General features: G+C 49.5%; 15 protein-coding genes and 1 pseudogene. 9 read left to right on the forward strand and 7 right to left on the reverse strand.

The features are described from left to right. Positions 1-131 precede the first annotated feature (131 nt). Complete coding sequence (ycgZ, locus tag CMR03_RS21835) at positions 132-371, forward strand: regulatory protein YcgZ (protein ID WP_063879432.1); 240 nt, start codon at positions 132-134, stop codon at positions 369-371. Between the two features lie 199 nt (positions 372-570). Here ycgZ and CMR03_RS21840 read toward each other — a convergent pair whose 3' ends face one another. From CMR03_RS21840 to hchA, 3 genes are all read right to left on the reverse strand, one after another. Beyond that, complete coding sequence (locus CMR03_RS21840; protein ID WP_096012634.1) at positions 571-774, reverse strand: hypothetical protein; 204 nt, start codon at positions 772-774, stop codon at positions 571-573. 152 nt (positions 775-926) lie between these two features. Further along, positions 927-1,568: a TetR/AcrR family transcriptional regulator gene (locus CMR03_RS21845; protein WP_096012635.1), complete on the reverse strand. Its 642-nt coding sequence runs from the start codon at positions 1,566-1,568 to the stop codon at positions 927-929. A gap of 148 nt (positions 1,569-1,716) precedes the next feature. Next, positions 1,717-2,562, reverse strand: coding sequence for a glyoxalase III HchA (hchA, locus tag CMR03_RS21850; protein WP_096012636.1), 846 nt, complete (start codon positions 2,560-2,562; stop codon positions 1,717-1,719). 396 nt (positions 2,563-2,958) lie between these two features. Between hchA and CMR03_RS21860 the strand changes: the two are divergent. From CMR03_RS21860 to CMR03_RS21880, 5 genes and pseudogenes are all read left to right on the forward strand, one after another. Further along, positions 2,959-3,210: pseudogene (locus tag CMR03_RS21860) on the forward strand (tyrosine-type recombinase/integrase); the annotation flags it as partial. A gap of 439 nt (positions 3,211-3,649) precedes the next feature. Continuing rightward, positions 3,650-4,051, forward strand: coding sequence for an adenosylmethionine decarboxylase (gene speD, locus CMR03_RS21865; RefSeq protein ID WP_096012638.1), 402 nt, complete (start codon positions 3,650-3,652; stop codon positions 4,049-4,051). 1 nt (position 4,052) lies between these two features. Further along, on the forward strand, positions 4,053-5,447 hold the full coding sequence (locus CMR03_RS21870) for a coproporphyrinogen-III oxidase family protein (protein WP_096012639.1): 1,395 nt from the start codon (positions 4,053-4,055) through the stop codon (positions 5,445-5,447). Further along, entirely contained in the window at positions 5,440-6,546 is a 1,107-nt protein-coding gene (locus CMR03_RS21875) for a cytochrome P450 (RefSeq protein WP_244181415.1), read from the forward strand. Before CMR03_RS21870 ends, CMR03_RS21875 begins: the two co-directional genes overlap by 8 nt. Beyond that, complete coding sequence (locus CMR03_RS21880) at positions 6,527-7,786, forward strand: MFS transporter (protein ID WP_096012640.1); 1,260 nt, start codon at positions 6,527-6,529, stop codon at positions 7,784-7,786. Before CMR03_RS21875 ends, CMR03_RS21880 begins: the two co-directional genes overlap by 20 nt. A 177-nt stretch (positions 7,787-7,963) precedes the next feature. Here CMR03_RS21880 and umuC read toward each other — a convergent pair whose 3' ends face one another. Further along, a complete protein-coding gene (umuC, locus tag CMR03_RS21885) occupies positions 7,964-9,229 on the reverse strand; it encodes a translesion error-prone DNA polymerase V subunit UmuC (protein WP_096012641.1) in 1,266 nt (421 codons plus the stop codon). A 2-nt stretch (positions 9,230-9,231) separates the two neighbouring features. Then, on the reverse strand, positions 9,232-9,651 hold the full coding sequence (gene umuD, locus CMR03_RS21890) for a translesion error-prone DNA polymerase V autoproteolytic subunit (protein ID WP_063879427.1): 420 nt from the start codon (positions 9,649-9,651) through the stop codon (positions 9,232-9,234). 906 nt (positions 9,652-10,557) lie between these two features. On the opposite strand from umuD, the gene CMR03_RS25325 reads away from it, so the two are divergent. Then, on the forward strand, positions 10,558-10,836 hold the full coding sequence (locus CMR03_RS25325) for a helix-turn-helix transcriptional regulator (RefSeq protein WP_244181416.1): 279 nt from the start codon (positions 10,558-10,560) through the stop codon (positions 10,834-10,836). 132 nt (positions 10,837-10,968) lie between these two features. Here CMR03_RS25325 and CMR03_RS21900 read toward each other — a convergent pair whose 3' ends face one another. Further along, positions 10,969-11,877, reverse strand: a complete 909-nt coding sequence (locus tag CMR03_RS21900) for a LysR family transcriptional regulator (protein ID WP_096012642.1) — start codon at positions 11,875-11,877, stop codon at positions 10,969-10,971. A 283-nt stretch (positions 11,878-12,160) separates the two neighbouring features. On the opposite strand from CMR03_RS21900, the gene bla reads away from it, so the two are divergent. Next, positions 12,161-13,042 carry a class A beta-lactamase gene (gene bla / locus CMR03_RS21905; RefSeq protein ID WP_096012643.1) on the forward strand — a complete coding sequence of 294 codons (882 nt, stop codon included), beginning with the start codon at positions 12,161-12,163 and terminating at the stop codon, positions 13,040-13,042. A 244-nt stretch (positions 13,043-13,286) separates the two neighbouring features. Further along, the gene (locus tag CMR03_RS21910; protein ID WP_096012644.1) at positions 13,287-14,072 is read left to right on the forward strand and encodes a BPL-N domain-containing protein; all 786 of its coding nucleotides are present in this window, start codon (positions 13,287-13,289) and stop codon (positions 14,070-14,072) included. A 214-nt stretch (positions 14,073-14,286) separates the two neighbouring features. On the opposite strand, the gene CMR03_RS21915 is transcribed toward CMR03_RS21910, so the two are convergent. Next, complete coding sequence (locus CMR03_RS21915) at positions 14,287-14,511, reverse strand: hypothetical protein (RefSeq protein ID WP_063879422.1); 225 nt, start codon at positions 14,509-14,511, stop codon at positions 14,287-14,289. Between the last annotated feature and the right edge of the window lie 222 nt (positions 14,512-14,733).

Genomic DNA, 14,733 nt, shown 5'->3' on the forward strand with positions numbered 1-14,733 from the left:
TTGACGTACTCCACTTGCTTCCTGTTAACTCCCGCACAATTTTCCATCGAAATAGCTGTACAAGTTTTATTTTATTGTATAACTTTACGCAACTTTCAACTGACTATTTTTGGACCACTGCGAGAGCACCTATGCAACACAACCATCGCCTACCTCAGAGCGCCGACGATATCTCCCGTTATTTTGCTGCGGCCAGCCTGCCTTCACAGCAAGAAATGCTGGGGCAGATCGTGGTTGATATTTTACGTGCAGGCCAGAACGTGAATCGTAAAGCTATCTGCACTAAGCTGCTGCGCCGCCTTGAGCTGTCGGCAAGTGAGGAAGAAGAGCGTCTGTGTCGTGAACTGATTGGATTGCTCTTTGGGCGGTGATACGGCAACGGGCTGCCGTTATTCAGGCGGGTTGGTCTTTGTCAGAGCAGTCGCGGCATAGCTGCTGTTACTGCTGTTACTGCTGTTACTGCTGTTACTGCTGTTACTGCTGTTACTGCTGTTACTGCTGTTACTGCTGTTACTGCTGTTACTGCTGTTACTACTATGCAGGAAACGTCCTGCCCGTCATTGCTATCCGCTAGTGAAGTTTATGCGCCAGGATGCGGATAGCCTGTTCACAGGTCAGCCTGGTTTTTTCGCACTCCGTTAGAACACTTTGCTGATGCAGGGCGCTAATAATTTCCTGTACTGTCACCGTTTCTCCGGGCTGGAGAATACCTGACACAATCCTGCCTAACAGCGCGTGTATCTCTTCACCAATCTCTGTCCTGTCTTGTTTCACGCCTTTTCCTCGAACCTTACTTTTCATTTAATATCATCAATTTATCGCGACGGCGTGTGTTCGGCCGCCCAGTCAACGCGCCGCATGTTGTGCAGTCACGGTCAGCGTTGTGTCAAAATTTAGGAAACATTCGCTTCCTAAATAGACAAATGTTAATCCAGTATTTTCAGGGCCAGCGCAATAGTCGCTTGCTCATCGGTTACATCGGCGACCTTGCCCGTGACGCGCATACCAAATGCGATGCGCAAAATCAGGCCTGCCGCCGTCTCAACATCCAGACTGGCTGAGATCGAGCCATCGTGCTGCCCTTCCTGCAATAACGCCATCAAAAATTGCTTGTTACGGTTGATGACCTGCGCAACCAGCTGCGACAGCTCTGCGTCCAGCACCTGTAACTCAATGGCGCTGCCTACCACCAGACAACCTGTTCGCCCTTCTGTCGCCCGGGAGGAATCCAGATAAAACTGTAACAGCTCGGTTAACTTCGCGCGGCCAGTAGAAAATTGGGCCAGTCGCCCGCGCAAATCCTCATTGCGAACGGCGATATAGCGCTGAAAGACCAGTAGAAACAAGGCGCGCTTATCCTGGAAAGCTTTATAGATACTTCCCACAGAGAGGTTCATTGCTTTACCCAAATCGGCTAGCGATGCGGCATGATATCCCTTTTGCCGAAACACAATCATCGCCTGGTCCAGAGCCTGTTCCATATTGAACTCTCTGGGCCGACCTCGTTCTTTGTGTTGATACGCTGTAGAGATTTGGCTGTTCATGACGACCAATTTGAAAGGCGGCATCTTCGGCTCGGCCGAAAACGATATGCGCGGGTGATTGTATCTCAGTCGTTGATCACAAGTATACCCCGAATCCCGGCCCGAATGCAGAAGCCTGGCCTGGACCACGCCGGGCGCGGGACAGGGGTACGAACTTTTTAGCTTTTAGCGATTAACGGTTAGCGTTTAACAATTCCTCTGCAGCCAGTTTACCTAAGGCATTCGCGGCAAACGGGCTGTCACCGGTCAGTACGCGGCGATCTTTATGCACGGTACCTTTGATATCACTGTTAACCAGCGTTAATCCCATCGCCTGGAGCTTCTCGCCAAAATACCAGGTCAGGTGCCCTGGCATATAACCCATATCGGGGGTTTGCTTATCGGCTGAGTCCGGGAACGCGCAGATTGCATAGCCGTTAAGGGGATTTTCACCTTTGTCCAGCGCCAGGAACGCCGCCGGGCCATGGCACAGCGAAATCAGATGGCGATCGTTTGCCAGCGTCCAGCGGATAACCTCTGCCACCGCTTCACTTTCGGGCAGTCCAATCAATGCGCCGTGCCCGCCCGGAATAAATACACCGGCATAATCGGAATGGGGCGTGAGTGAGGTTACAACGTCACTTAACGTCAAAGGCGAACGGAACAGCGACAGGCAGTGGTTATAAAATCCCACAACCACTTCATCCTGTTGTGGCATTGCCCAGTGTTCAAACTTCACCATTTGTCCAGACAGCGTGGCAACGTCAAACTGAAAGCCGGCCTGATACAGGTGGTACATAGGCAGCAACGTTTCAATCGGGTGATTCCCGGTTGAAAACAGCGTGTCGTTATCCAACGGCAGATAGCGTTCGTCGGCACAGATGACCAGAATTTTTTTATTCCCGGTGTGCGGTTGCGCGTACCCGGCATCGCTCAGATCGGATTTAGGGCTGGTGAACTGGTCAAGAGAGTAGGCTGATGGGAAAAAGGCATTATGTTCAGCCTGATCTGCCACCGGAGATTTACTAAGTTCTGACATGACAATGTTCTCCTTAAGGGCGAATGAATACCTGTTTCATCCTAGACCAGAAAGTCAGGTTTAAGCAGCGCGCCAGCACAAAACGAACCCTTTATGAGAGCATTCCGTTGTCTGCCCTGCCCTCAACCTCGATCTCAACCTGGCAGGTTCCATCATTTCACCACGGGCAAATCGCTGATGCAGGTGGAGCGCAGACCTCCCCCGATTTGTCTGCAGTACTGATTTTCTTTATGCAGTTTTTCGGCGGCACGTTCGGCACAGGTACAGACCGGCTCACGTACCTGGGCATAGTTTGAGAGAAGCGGCTGACCACGATGTGGAACACCGGGCACGTATTAATGAAGCATTTGCCCTGATCCGTGCAGATTTCACCCTGACGCTATCCCATCCCTTTGTGCAGTAGCGGCCGCAACGGAAGGCGGTGTGATTTTCTCCGTTCCTGTGACGCCGCACACCTTCCGGCACAGCTACATGCACATGCTTTATGCGGGGATTCCGCTGAAGCCGCTACAGAGCCTGATGGGCCACAAAAGCCTGAAATTGACAGAGGGATATACGAAAGTTTTCGCACTTGACGTGACGGCGCATCACTGGGTGCAGTTTTCGACGCCGGGTAATGAAGCTGTAGCCATGCTTAAAAAATTTTAATACCAGCATCAAGACATCAGGGTAATATATGTTTAAGTAATTTCACCCTGTGATTAAATAACTATAAATATTATTATTTTTTTAGGCGAAATATTTCAGATATATTTTCCCAATCAAAACCAACGAATTAATAGATAATTTCCATTAAGTTTTTTTGTGATCCTTGTCGCAATAGTGTAAATGCAAAGTTAACTTTTATTAATTTTTTATTATATATGAAATCGCTGACTGATTATTAATTAGTCTGTTCAGCAAAGTAACAAATACACTTCACCACATTTATCAAATGAGGATTTATTATGGAAAGTGCAATCGAGCTGTTCGTAACTGAGTCATCTGCCGATAACTACGATTTCAACAGCGTAGCTTGGTGATATTTCAGAAAGGGCAGCACTGCTGCCCTTTCTCATTTAAAAAGCAAATGTTCCCGGAGGCGAACATGGTTGATTCAGGCCATCACTACGTTCTGGATATTGTTTTAAATGATGAGAGTTTTCTTAAAGATGAACATCAACTTCAGACGTTCTTCAAAAACGTTTTGAATAAAACAAGATTTAATGTAATCGGTTTCCTGTCTCATAAGTTCACATCTGAAGGAGAAGGCGTTACGGGAATATTTTTATTGAGTGAGTCACATCTTTCATATCATACCTATCCAGAAAGTAATTACATGAGTGTGGATATTTATACCTGTGGAGGTAAGTGTTTCTCGGCAGTGAGGGAGATAGAATCCAGCCTGGAATCAGTTAACAGGATAATTGTTCGTTATATTGAGCGCGGTAGTCATATCAAGACCCCGTTGTTTCACAAGAATGACGTCACTGCAGAAAAGGTGAGCTAAGATGAACATCAAAGATAATGGCTTATTCAAGTTTGATTACCAGTTTCCGGTATATAACTTTTTTTTCCCAAATCAGGGTAAAGGTATATCAGCTGAGAGTCTGTCAGATGTTCTGCGTTACAGTAACACTCAGGTATCATCAAGAGCCCTTTATTTCCATATCCCTTTTTGTGAAACAATCTGCACCTTCTGCCCCTTCACCCGTGGGGCATATAAAGACGCTGAACTGGTCGATCAGTATACCCGGGCTTTGCTCCGAGAAATCGAGTTAAAGTCAGAGTTTAATGACTATAAAGCTGTTCCGGTAAGATCAATATTCTTTGGTGGAGGCACGCCGTCCCTCCTGTCACCAGAGAATATTGCTCAGATCGGTGCCGCGATACACAAACATTTCTCACTCTCACCTGACTGCGAGTTCTCATTTGAGATCGAAATTAAGAGTTTAAGTGAGGAGAAAGTCTCTGCAATGAAGGAGATAGGTGTTACACATCCCCGCTTCGGGCTACAGACGTTTAACCCAATGTGGCGGGAACTCTTCAATCTGACATCAACATTGGATCATATTCATTTTGCTGCAGATGTTCTCAATCGAAATTTCAGCACTGTTCTTTTCGATATCCTTTATGGAATGAACGGGCAGGATGAGGAAGATATTATAAGAGATCTCGAGCAGGCGGTTTCCCTGGGGACATCGAATATTGATATTTACCCAATCGATAACGTCATGACGCAGGCGAAACTCCATAAATCTATTAAGAACAAAGAAATGCCGGTTACAACAGCGACCCGAAAATTTACCATGAATATGCTGGTTGATGCATACATGCGCAGCAGAGGTTTCATGCCACATAATGGTCACGGATATGTGAGAACTAAAAATGTGAGTGATGCTGTGGTGAGTCAGGATTACAGCTTCGTTTATCATGAACACGTTTACGGCTATGCGGATCATGATTTACATGGGTTTGGTGTTAACGCGGTTTCTTCCCTTCGGGGGCATGTCATTACCAATACATCAGGCCGTCATAAATATATAAAATCCATACTCGAAGATAATGCTGTGCCTTCAACTATTAGCAAGCATCCCGGCATACTTGATGAGATGAAGCCAGTAATTTTGCGGCTTCCCTATCATGGCGAAATAGAAAAATCGAAAGTAAGTATGGCGCAAATTCCTTTTGCTTTGCAGGACAAAATTTCTCAACTGAAAGCGCATCAGCTCATCACAGAAGATTCAGAAAAAATATATCTTACTAAACTCGGCTGGTACTGGTATACCAATATTATGTATTGGTTAATGCCAGAAACCGATCAAATTGCCATGAAACGTTTCATTACTGAACAGCTCAGTATTCCTGGTAAATTTATTGCAAAGAAAGAGCTTATGTATGTCTGAGTTGACACTTTCTCTCACCGACGCTTATAAAAAAAGATTTGAGGATATCGTTCGGGACGATACTGAGCGGAAAGGTATCTATTATCATAACGAAAGAAAATATTGGGTTATTTATGATTATGCTGGCTGTTCAGAACTGCTGAACAGTCATTATGTTACCAAGAACAGAATGCTTGTTCCCCTCAGCATATTTCAGCAAGAAAAGGCGATCATTGAACGTTTTATGTTACTTATTAATCAGTCACTGATTTTTCGGGACGATTGTAAAAGTGATGTAGTCCGGCTTATTCATCAAAATTTCAAAAAATTGCCCTGCGACGAGATGATTGAAAGGTCACTTTTGCAGTTCAGGGAAAAGAAATACCTTGATGAGCATGATCTTATCAACCTCAATAACACGCTTGCGGCCATGCTTGTCGGGTTAGAACCTGCCCGCCACTTGTCGGATCATGCGTATAATGTGGGTATGCTTTTCGACGGCAGAGTAAAGGGAAAGGAACATTTTGTCGACATTGCGCATTCCTTTATGGCCGTTTTTGAAGCCTGCAGAGACATGACTTCTGGCTGTGATCCCTGCACCGATGTTCAGGCGTCAGACAGAGCTATCGCCTATATTGCTGCGCATCAGACGACCATGCAGCTCATTGTGGCCACGCTCTGGGCCATATCTCACTTCAGTCTGAGAGTAAATGCAGATAATGTCCGCGACATAGTGGTTGAGGCCTCGCGTTTTTACAGCCCCGTTCTCTCCGTAGGAAGAGTGATGTCTCAGGATCTGAGCTTCAGAGGGCTGAATCTACGAAAGGGTGACAGGGTTATGTTCTATACCGCGCTGGCTAATTTCGATGCCGGGTTTTTTGATGAGCCTTTCCAGTTCATTCCGGGTCGAAAAGAGAAACCACTTTCTTTCGGAACCGGGATGCATATGTGTATCGGTATGGGGATCGCGCTCAACTTTGCTTCATCCTTTATCGCCCGTACCAGCTCAATTGGCGCACTCAGGAACGTCAGAATTACCGAACTGGCGGAGGGCGTTTCTGCGCTGGGCGCTTCGCGTTTCAGTATGGGAATGGACTGTCATGAACTGGCTGAAGATTAAGAATTTCCGAACCCTTCTCGCCTCGCTTTTTATGTCAAAGACAGGCGATTATGCATACGAAGTGGTTTTCGTATTTATCGTGCTGGAGAGCACACATCATGATTATCTGCTTACCGGTTTCGTTTACTTTTTCCGGTTTATTCCCTTTCTGTTCTTCGGCCCGGTTGGAGGCTGGATGGCAGATAATTATCGCCTTAAACATAACCTCTTACTCAGCGAATGGCTGCGTCTCATTGTGTCGCTTCTTCTTTTCATATGCAGCCTGAATGGTTCGGTCAGTATCACCGTCCTTATCGTGGCTTCTGTGCTGACAACCATTGGCCGCAGTATCTTCCAGCCAAGCTATCAGACCGCTGTGCCCAGAACCGTTGATGCATCAAGGCTTGCCGGTGCTAATGGTATATCGCAGGTAGCCGAAGAAACGGCTTCGGTGGCAGGCCCTCTTATTTGTTCCTTCATACTCACATTCTCGGATAAATCATGGGTCCTGCTCTTTAACACCTTGACCTATGCTGTATCGATTATTTTCCTCTTCACATTTTCTGAAACGGTAGCGGTAAAAATATCGGCTTTCAGGAGCAAAAATGTTTATAAGGAAACCTGGTCCTGTATTCAGGGCCTTTATTATGACACCCGTGGGCTATTTATCACCATACTGTGCTCTTCCGTCTGCATCCTGTTCACCGGATCGGTTCTGCGTTTTATAATTCCTGCGATGACAGTCAGTCACGGACAGGGGGAACTGATAACCAGTTGGATCTTTTCTCTCATGGCCGCAGGCACGATCACTGGTGGACTTATCTATGGTCGGTTTTTAAAGCAGGCTTCACCCGAGAGAGTAATGCGGTACTGGTTCTTGTACGGTATGCTTTTATTTGTAATGTCACTTACCGCTCTGTATTCCTTTAATTTTCTTCTTCCTCTCGCATTTATACTTGGGATCAGCGGTGCCTTTGTAGATATTGCGCTTGTGACAGTTATACAGACGTTGTCCCCGGCGGAGAATACAGGTAAGACATTCGGCACGTTCTCTACACTGGCAAACACTGCTGAAGCCCTTTCTGGCCTTCTTTCCGGGCTGCTCGCAGCTGGGGGACTGATGGTTGCTTTTGCTGGGATGAGTTCGCTTATCGCGCTAACAGGCATTACCGGAACAGTCCTTCTTTCAGGTAAAACGCGGAACCTTCACCTAAAAAAAAATGAAGCCGGTGGCTCAGTTCAAAGAGAATCTTCGGATTGAGGTGTGCGAGATGCCGGGTGAGCCGCGAGCATTGACTTCTGCGTACTGGTTTCATGCTACCCGCACTTTTTCAGATACAAGATTATGTTGAGGACAAACTAGATTTCAACAAATGACTGATCGGGCATCCGTGTGCACCTTGCGTCATGAAAAATCATAATATGATGATGTAAAAGGTTATTTTACGACAAGGAGGTCTGAATATCTTGTGGTGTAACAAGGCGACAACATCTCGCGCTTCATGGCCCAGCGTTTTTCCGTGCCCTGCCCGGCAAACCACATCTTTCCTTTGCCCTCTTTATGAATCCGATCGATCACCTGCATCAGATCGTTACGGCCTGGGTTAACCGAACGCTCGTCGAACAGATCCAACTGCGTCACGCCATGATCGAAGAAATCACTCAGGACTATGCCGGCCTTGATATAGCGGTGTCCTTCTATCCAGATATAGTCGAGCATCTCGGTCGCCACCCGAATAATATCGCGCGTATCGTGGGACGGCGTCAGGAGTTGCCCTGTCGCCTGATTACCGTAAAAATTTTCGCCGGGTGCATGCGGACTGGTGCGCAGAAATACCCCGATTTGTCTGCAGTACTGGTTTTCTTTACGCAGTTTTTCGGCGGCACGTTCGGCATAGGTACAGACCGCCTCACGCACCTGGGCATAGTCTGAGAGGCGGCTGCTGAAGGAACGTGAGCACATGATCTGTTGTTTGGTGGGTTCGAGCGCCTCTAAATCCTGGCAGGGTTCGCCACATAATTCTCTGACCGTGCGCTCCAGCACCACGCTGAAGTTCTTACGAATCAGGCTGGGGCGCTGACGCGCCAGGTCCGCGGCCGAGGTTATGCCCATTTCCTCAAGCCGCTGACTGAGCCGTCGACCTACGCCCCAGACCTCCGCAACGGGCACCTTCACCAGCAGTTTTTCCCGACGTGCAGGATCGGACAGATCGACAACACCCTTGGTGTAGTTTGCCCATTTTTTAGCGGCAAAATTCGCCAGCTTCGCCAGCGTTTTGGTGGGGGCTATGCCGACACAGACGTTGAGATGAACTTCTTTTTTTATCCGGGTTTTGATCTCGTGGCCCAACGTGTCGAGCGACATGCAATGGCTGACGCCCGTTAAATCCAGAAAAGCCTCGTCAATCGAGTAGATTTCCACCGACGGGGCCATTTCCTCCAGCAACGTCATTACTCTGGTGCTCATATCCGCATAAAGTGCGTAGTTGGAGCTAAAGACCTGTACGTTGTGGCGGGCAATAATCTCTCTCATTTTGAAGAACGGCACAGCCATGGTAATGCCCAGCGCTTTTGCCTCTGCATTACGCGCAATCACACAGCCGTCGTTATTAGACAGCACAATGATGGGCTTTCCTTTGAGATCGGGGCGAAACACCGTCTCACAGGAGGCATAAAAATTGTTCACATCCACCAGCGCAAACATGATTAATAAACCGACTTGATCACATAGGTCACCACGCCAAACACTTCCAGCGCATCCTCTGTGCTGATGGCAATCGGTTTAAACTGCCGGTTCATCGGCATCAGCTGCAGGCAGGGCTGAAGCTGAAGACGCTTAACGGTAAATTCTCCGTCCACGGACGCCACCACGATATCGCCATGCGAGGCTCTTAGCGCGCTGTCCACCACCAGCATATCGCCGTCGTTGATGCCTGCGCCGGTCATCGACTCTCCGCTTACCCGTACAAAGTAGGTCGAACTGGGGTGCTGAACGATGAGCTTGTTCAAATCAAGACGTTGCTCAACATAGTCCTGAGCCGGTGACGGAAAACCACATGGCACCCGCTCCATAAACAGTGGCAGCGGTAACAGCGCACTGACTTTTGCTGGCCTGATAAATTCCATACTCACCTCCCCTTCAAAATAACTGTATATATTTACAGTAATCGCGATCGATGGGTTTGATCAAGTGAAACGGCAGAGGTTTATATGAAGCGGTTGATGTGGATGAAGATTTTGTTACAGCGAAGCGGTGTCGGTTTTATGCAGCCGCTTAACGATTGCGCATTCAGGTTATGCTTTCACCTGTTGCCTTCTGCACGCCTGGCATTTTTTCATTGATGGCTCCCCTTTTTTGCCATCGTCCTGCAGAAGTACACAGCGGGTTTACACGTCTCTGGCTGACTCTGTACTGCGCAAAACAAGACATAAGGCGGTTCTGTTGACGACTCGCCCGGTTGTTTTCAGTTCTTTGTTACTGGCTGGATTTAAATTACCTGTCACGCCTGTTTTCTGAAATATATAGCCCTGAATCCCTGGCGATAACATAATATAAACCCGTTCGGGAATCGTTACGTTTTACCTCCCCTTTCCTTAGCCTTACCTGTTTATTCAAATACAGAGGCCGCATAATACATAACGAGCCAAAGAGAAGTTTATTGCGCAAAATTCAAATGGTGTTATCTGTCCAACAGGATTAACACCAGAAGCGCAGGTATTTATTGCCGTAAGAATCAGCCACAAATTCGATCCAACGCGATAAAAAGCAATCGCAGAGTAGTCTGTATATCACATGGGGCTCAACAGGCCCCACGATATCTGATGCACTGGCGCGCAGCGGCGACATGATGCGTCATGTGTTCTTCGCTTAACCTGACCTTTCTCAGGCAGATCAGAAAAAAAGAGTAATCAATTGATTTAAATGAAGATTAAAGACTTAAGATAAGCAAAGAATACGTGAAATGCCATTACCTCATCCCAGCGCTATGATGAGCCCTGATCAGACAGCTGTATGTTGAAAAGGAGCACAGCATGGAAATAAAAAATAACGACGGACAACAGGTTTATTTAACGGTCGATGAGATTTCATTAACGTGGTTTTTTATGACGGGAATGGATATGAAACAGATAGCAAGCTGGATGGCACTCCCTGTACACGCTGCATATTATATTAAACAACGCGTAATGAAAAAGCTTGGCGTGAAAAATAACAGTGAGTTTATTATCTGGTTTCTTAATAACAGAGGGCGTGACGAAACTGAAAAAACTGAACACCGCAGACTTCCACACAGCGATAGCCTGATGAAATGAATCATCCCGAACAGGCTATTTTTTACATCCGTCATAGCGGGTAGCCGTTAACGCTTTTTCTCTGCACGATGAGTGAATGCAGAGCCGCCTTGCCGCCTGAGCACGATGCTGCTGCTCAGATGGCGTTTAGCATTAAGGCGCGCCGCCTGCATCGGGCTTATCCGGCTCTTCATGACCGCCTTTTGCCTGCTGCACTATCCATTCACGGAATATTTCCATCGAGGGCGTCATCTTCTTTGAGCGGAGCCAGGTTAACCAGTAGCCACCGACATCGATCTCAAGCGTAAAAGGACGGGCCAGCGTGCCAGCATCCAGCTCACGCTGAAACATGCACGCCGGCACCAGAGCAACAGCGCCGGTCTGGATCGCGGCTTCAACCATTAAACGTGACGAGTCAAATACCGGGCCGGTGATCCTGGGCGGTGTCATTCCCGCCGCCGTAAACCAGCTGTCCCACTCATCAGCCCGATAGGAACGTAACAGGTTTTCCCGCAACAAACAGGCAGGCTGCTGCAGACGGCTGGCGATGTCCGGGCGACAGAGCACCGTCAGCGGTGCCGTAAACAGCCGCTCATTGTGTGTGGCGGGCCAGGCACCCGCGCCAAACCGAATCGCATAGTCCACGCCTTCACCCGCCAGGCTGACCACGTTATTGTTAGTGCGCACATTCAGCTCCAGCGCCGGGTGCTGCTGACGAAACACCTCAAGCCGGGGTAACAGCCAGCCCAGCGCAAAGGTACCCACACAGGCGATCGTCATCACCTCGCGGTATTCTCCGCCTTCAAAGCGACGCCAGGCGCTTTCGAGCTGCGTGAAGGCCGCTGACACCTCCGCAAACAGCAGTCGCGACTCATCCGTCATCTCCAGACCACGCGGCAATCGACGGAATAATACGACGCCCAGTCGTTCTTCCAGCAGCCTGACCTGCTGGCTGACGGCGGCCTGAGAGACAAACAGCTCCAGCCCCGCGTGGGTAAAATTCAGGTGGCGGGCGGAGGCTTCGAAAGCCCGAAGCGCGTTAAGCGGTACATCATTTTTCACGTTTACCCCCAGAAATTCTTTAGTCTCCACTCAAATTATCTCGCTTGTCGACATTTTGAAATCCCCTACCATCTCCCTCGTGATTTAACAAAGTCGGGGAATAGCGTGCTGCAAGGCTGAATGGCCTGACGCGTCACGCCGTTTAAAGCGACATAAGTTTATTGAGGGGCAGCCAGTCTGTTTCTTATTGCATCCTGCCGCGCAATGATGCGGTAAACCGCCATGCACTTCCCGGCCGCAGACGGCACTCAGCGATGCGGACATTTATCAGATGAGGTTTTATATGATTAATCTATTCACACAACGCGCACGCCCTACCGTTATCCTGCTGGCGCTCGCGACCCCGCTTGCCGCACAGGCCAGCTTTGATGACGCCGCGTTGCAACGCGATATTCAACAGTTGGAACAGACCGCAGGCGGAAGGCTGGGAGTGGCAGTGACGGACACCGCCGATGGCGCCGTTTTTACCTATCGTGGCAACACGCGTTTTCCGCTCTGCAGCACCAGCAAAGTTTTCGCCGTTGCGGCCATCCTGAAAAAGAGTGAAACCGCGAGCGGATTGCTTAATGAAAACGTCGCGATCCACAAAACCGATCTGGTTAATTACAACCCGATAACTGAAAAACACGTCGGTGCCACAATGACGGTGGCTGAACTCAGCGCGGCTGCGCTGCAATACAGTGACAATGCGGCGATGAACAAACTGCTGACGCGCCTGGGTGGTCCGCAGAAGGTGACCCGTTTTGCGCGCAGCATTGGCGATACCACTTTTCGGCTCGATCGCACAGAACCGGATCTGAATACCGCCATCCCGGGTGATAAACGCGATACGACATCGCCTGCTGCCATGATGCAAAGCCTGCAAAAGCTGGTGCTGGGCAGTGCGCTGGCACCGGCGCAACGTCAGCAACTGAGCGACTGGATGAAAGGCAACACCACAGGGGCGAACAGCCTACGTGCCGGCCTGCCCGCTGACTGGACAGTTGCGGATAAAACCGGCAGCGGTGATTACGGCACCACCAACGATATCGCCGTTATCTGGCCACCGCATCATGCACCGCTGGTATTGGTCACCTATTACACCCAGCCCGACCCACATGCCGCTTCGCGCAAAGAAGTTCTGGCGGGCGCAGCGAAAATCATCGCTTCGGGTTATAGCCAATAACGGCCAGTAACCGGCAAGGACAGGAGACAACGACACCGATGGCGGCGGTCTGCTGGACGCCCGCTGCGAATAAAGGGTTAGCAAGGAATGATCGTCACCCAAAATTGAGCAGTTGCTCAAGGACACTGAAATGCGCTATTTTTATCGCGTCCAGGCAGTCTGCCTGCGCTGACCTTCTCTTCTCATGCCGCGCCGTGGGTGCCGCAACGGAAGCGTTCTTTCTCGCTATGACAGGAAATGCATCATGCGCCCGGCTTTTAATGCATTACAACGTGTCCGCTATCCTCGTGGGATGTTAACCGCGATGCTACTTGCCTTGAGCCTCGCGTCCGGCTTTAGCCTGGCGGACAATCATCCACTGAGAATCGCCATTTATCGTGGTGCGGCTGGCTGTGAAGGTTGTTCAGAAATGGTGATGAAAGCGCTACACGGCGTCGCGATGCCGCTCAGCATTTCTTATATTGGCGAAAACGAAAAACAAACACTGAATGCTCAGAACCTGCGTCAGGTTGATCTTTATATCCAGCCCGGCGGAGGCCAGGATATTCCAGCGGCCTATGAAGCCCTGGGGGATGAGGGGGCAAAAGCCCTACGCGATTTTGTCCGCGATGGTAAAGGTTACCTCGGTCTGTGCATGGGTGCTTATCTGGCGGACAGTAACTGGCTGGGGCTGATCGCCTCGCCGCTTGATTCCGAAGCAGGACGTCCGGGATCGCAGATCGCCGATGAGGGTGATTACACGATTCCTGTTAAGTGGAATGGCAGACAAGAGACATTCTATTATCAGGATGGCCCTTATCTTGTCGGCCATAAACCGCAGGACGGTTTTACCCCTGTGGCCTTTTATCGTAATGGTGATGTGGCGATGGCGCGTTATGCCTACGGAAAAGGGACGGTGGTGTTAACCGGACCTCATCCTGAAGCAGATGATCGCTGGACAGGTAAAGTCACTGACGAGACTTACACCTCACCCCAGCAAAAAATGACCCGTCTGCTGGCTTATTTCTCTCAGCAGCGCTCTGAGCGATAACGCTATCGGTGCCGTCAAAGCCTGATGACTGCGTAAAACCGGCAAGCGGTGTTGGTGACGTTACCGGGATGACAGGCTGTATAGCGCTGCGTAGTGGGATATGGTGGGAAAGCGGGCTGCGCAGGAGGCGGAGGATGAAACAGACAGCCTTGTTATTGAGCGTGAGCGTGCTTTTTACCGTCGCGCTGCCCGATCAGACAGCGCAATCTCACCGTTATACGTCGCTGTCAGACTCCAGCGCATCCTGAATCGCATCGGCCAGATTGGCAATTTCGTTTGCCACCGCTTGCAGATCCCAGGCCGCTTTCGAGCCATTTGCTGACGTTGAGGCGCTGACTGACTCTTTTGCCACTGCCAGTGCCGCCGCAACCGCGACCGTACGTTTATGCTGTTCCTGCGTCATACCCGCAGGCGGCAGCGAGAAATAGTCGTTAACCATTATCATTTCCTTCTGATCCAAGAGGCGTAAACCTTAACGCCCTGCGGGTACAGAAGGAAGTGAATTATTGCACCGCCGCCCACAAAGCCTGCTTTATGACCACAGGACGCAAAAATGCGGGCCTGACCGGTCGAGCGTTCATGCGCCGCTGACCATCGGTTGCTATTCTCTGCCGGGGCATCGTTATCCGGAAAATGGTCATACGCTGCCCGCGGGCCGTCA

Origin of the sequence: Pantoea allii (assembly GCF_002307475.1) — a bacterium.
Lineage (GTDB): Bacteria > Pseudomonadota > Gammaproteobacteria > Enterobacterales > Enterobacteriaceae > Pantoea > Pantoea allii.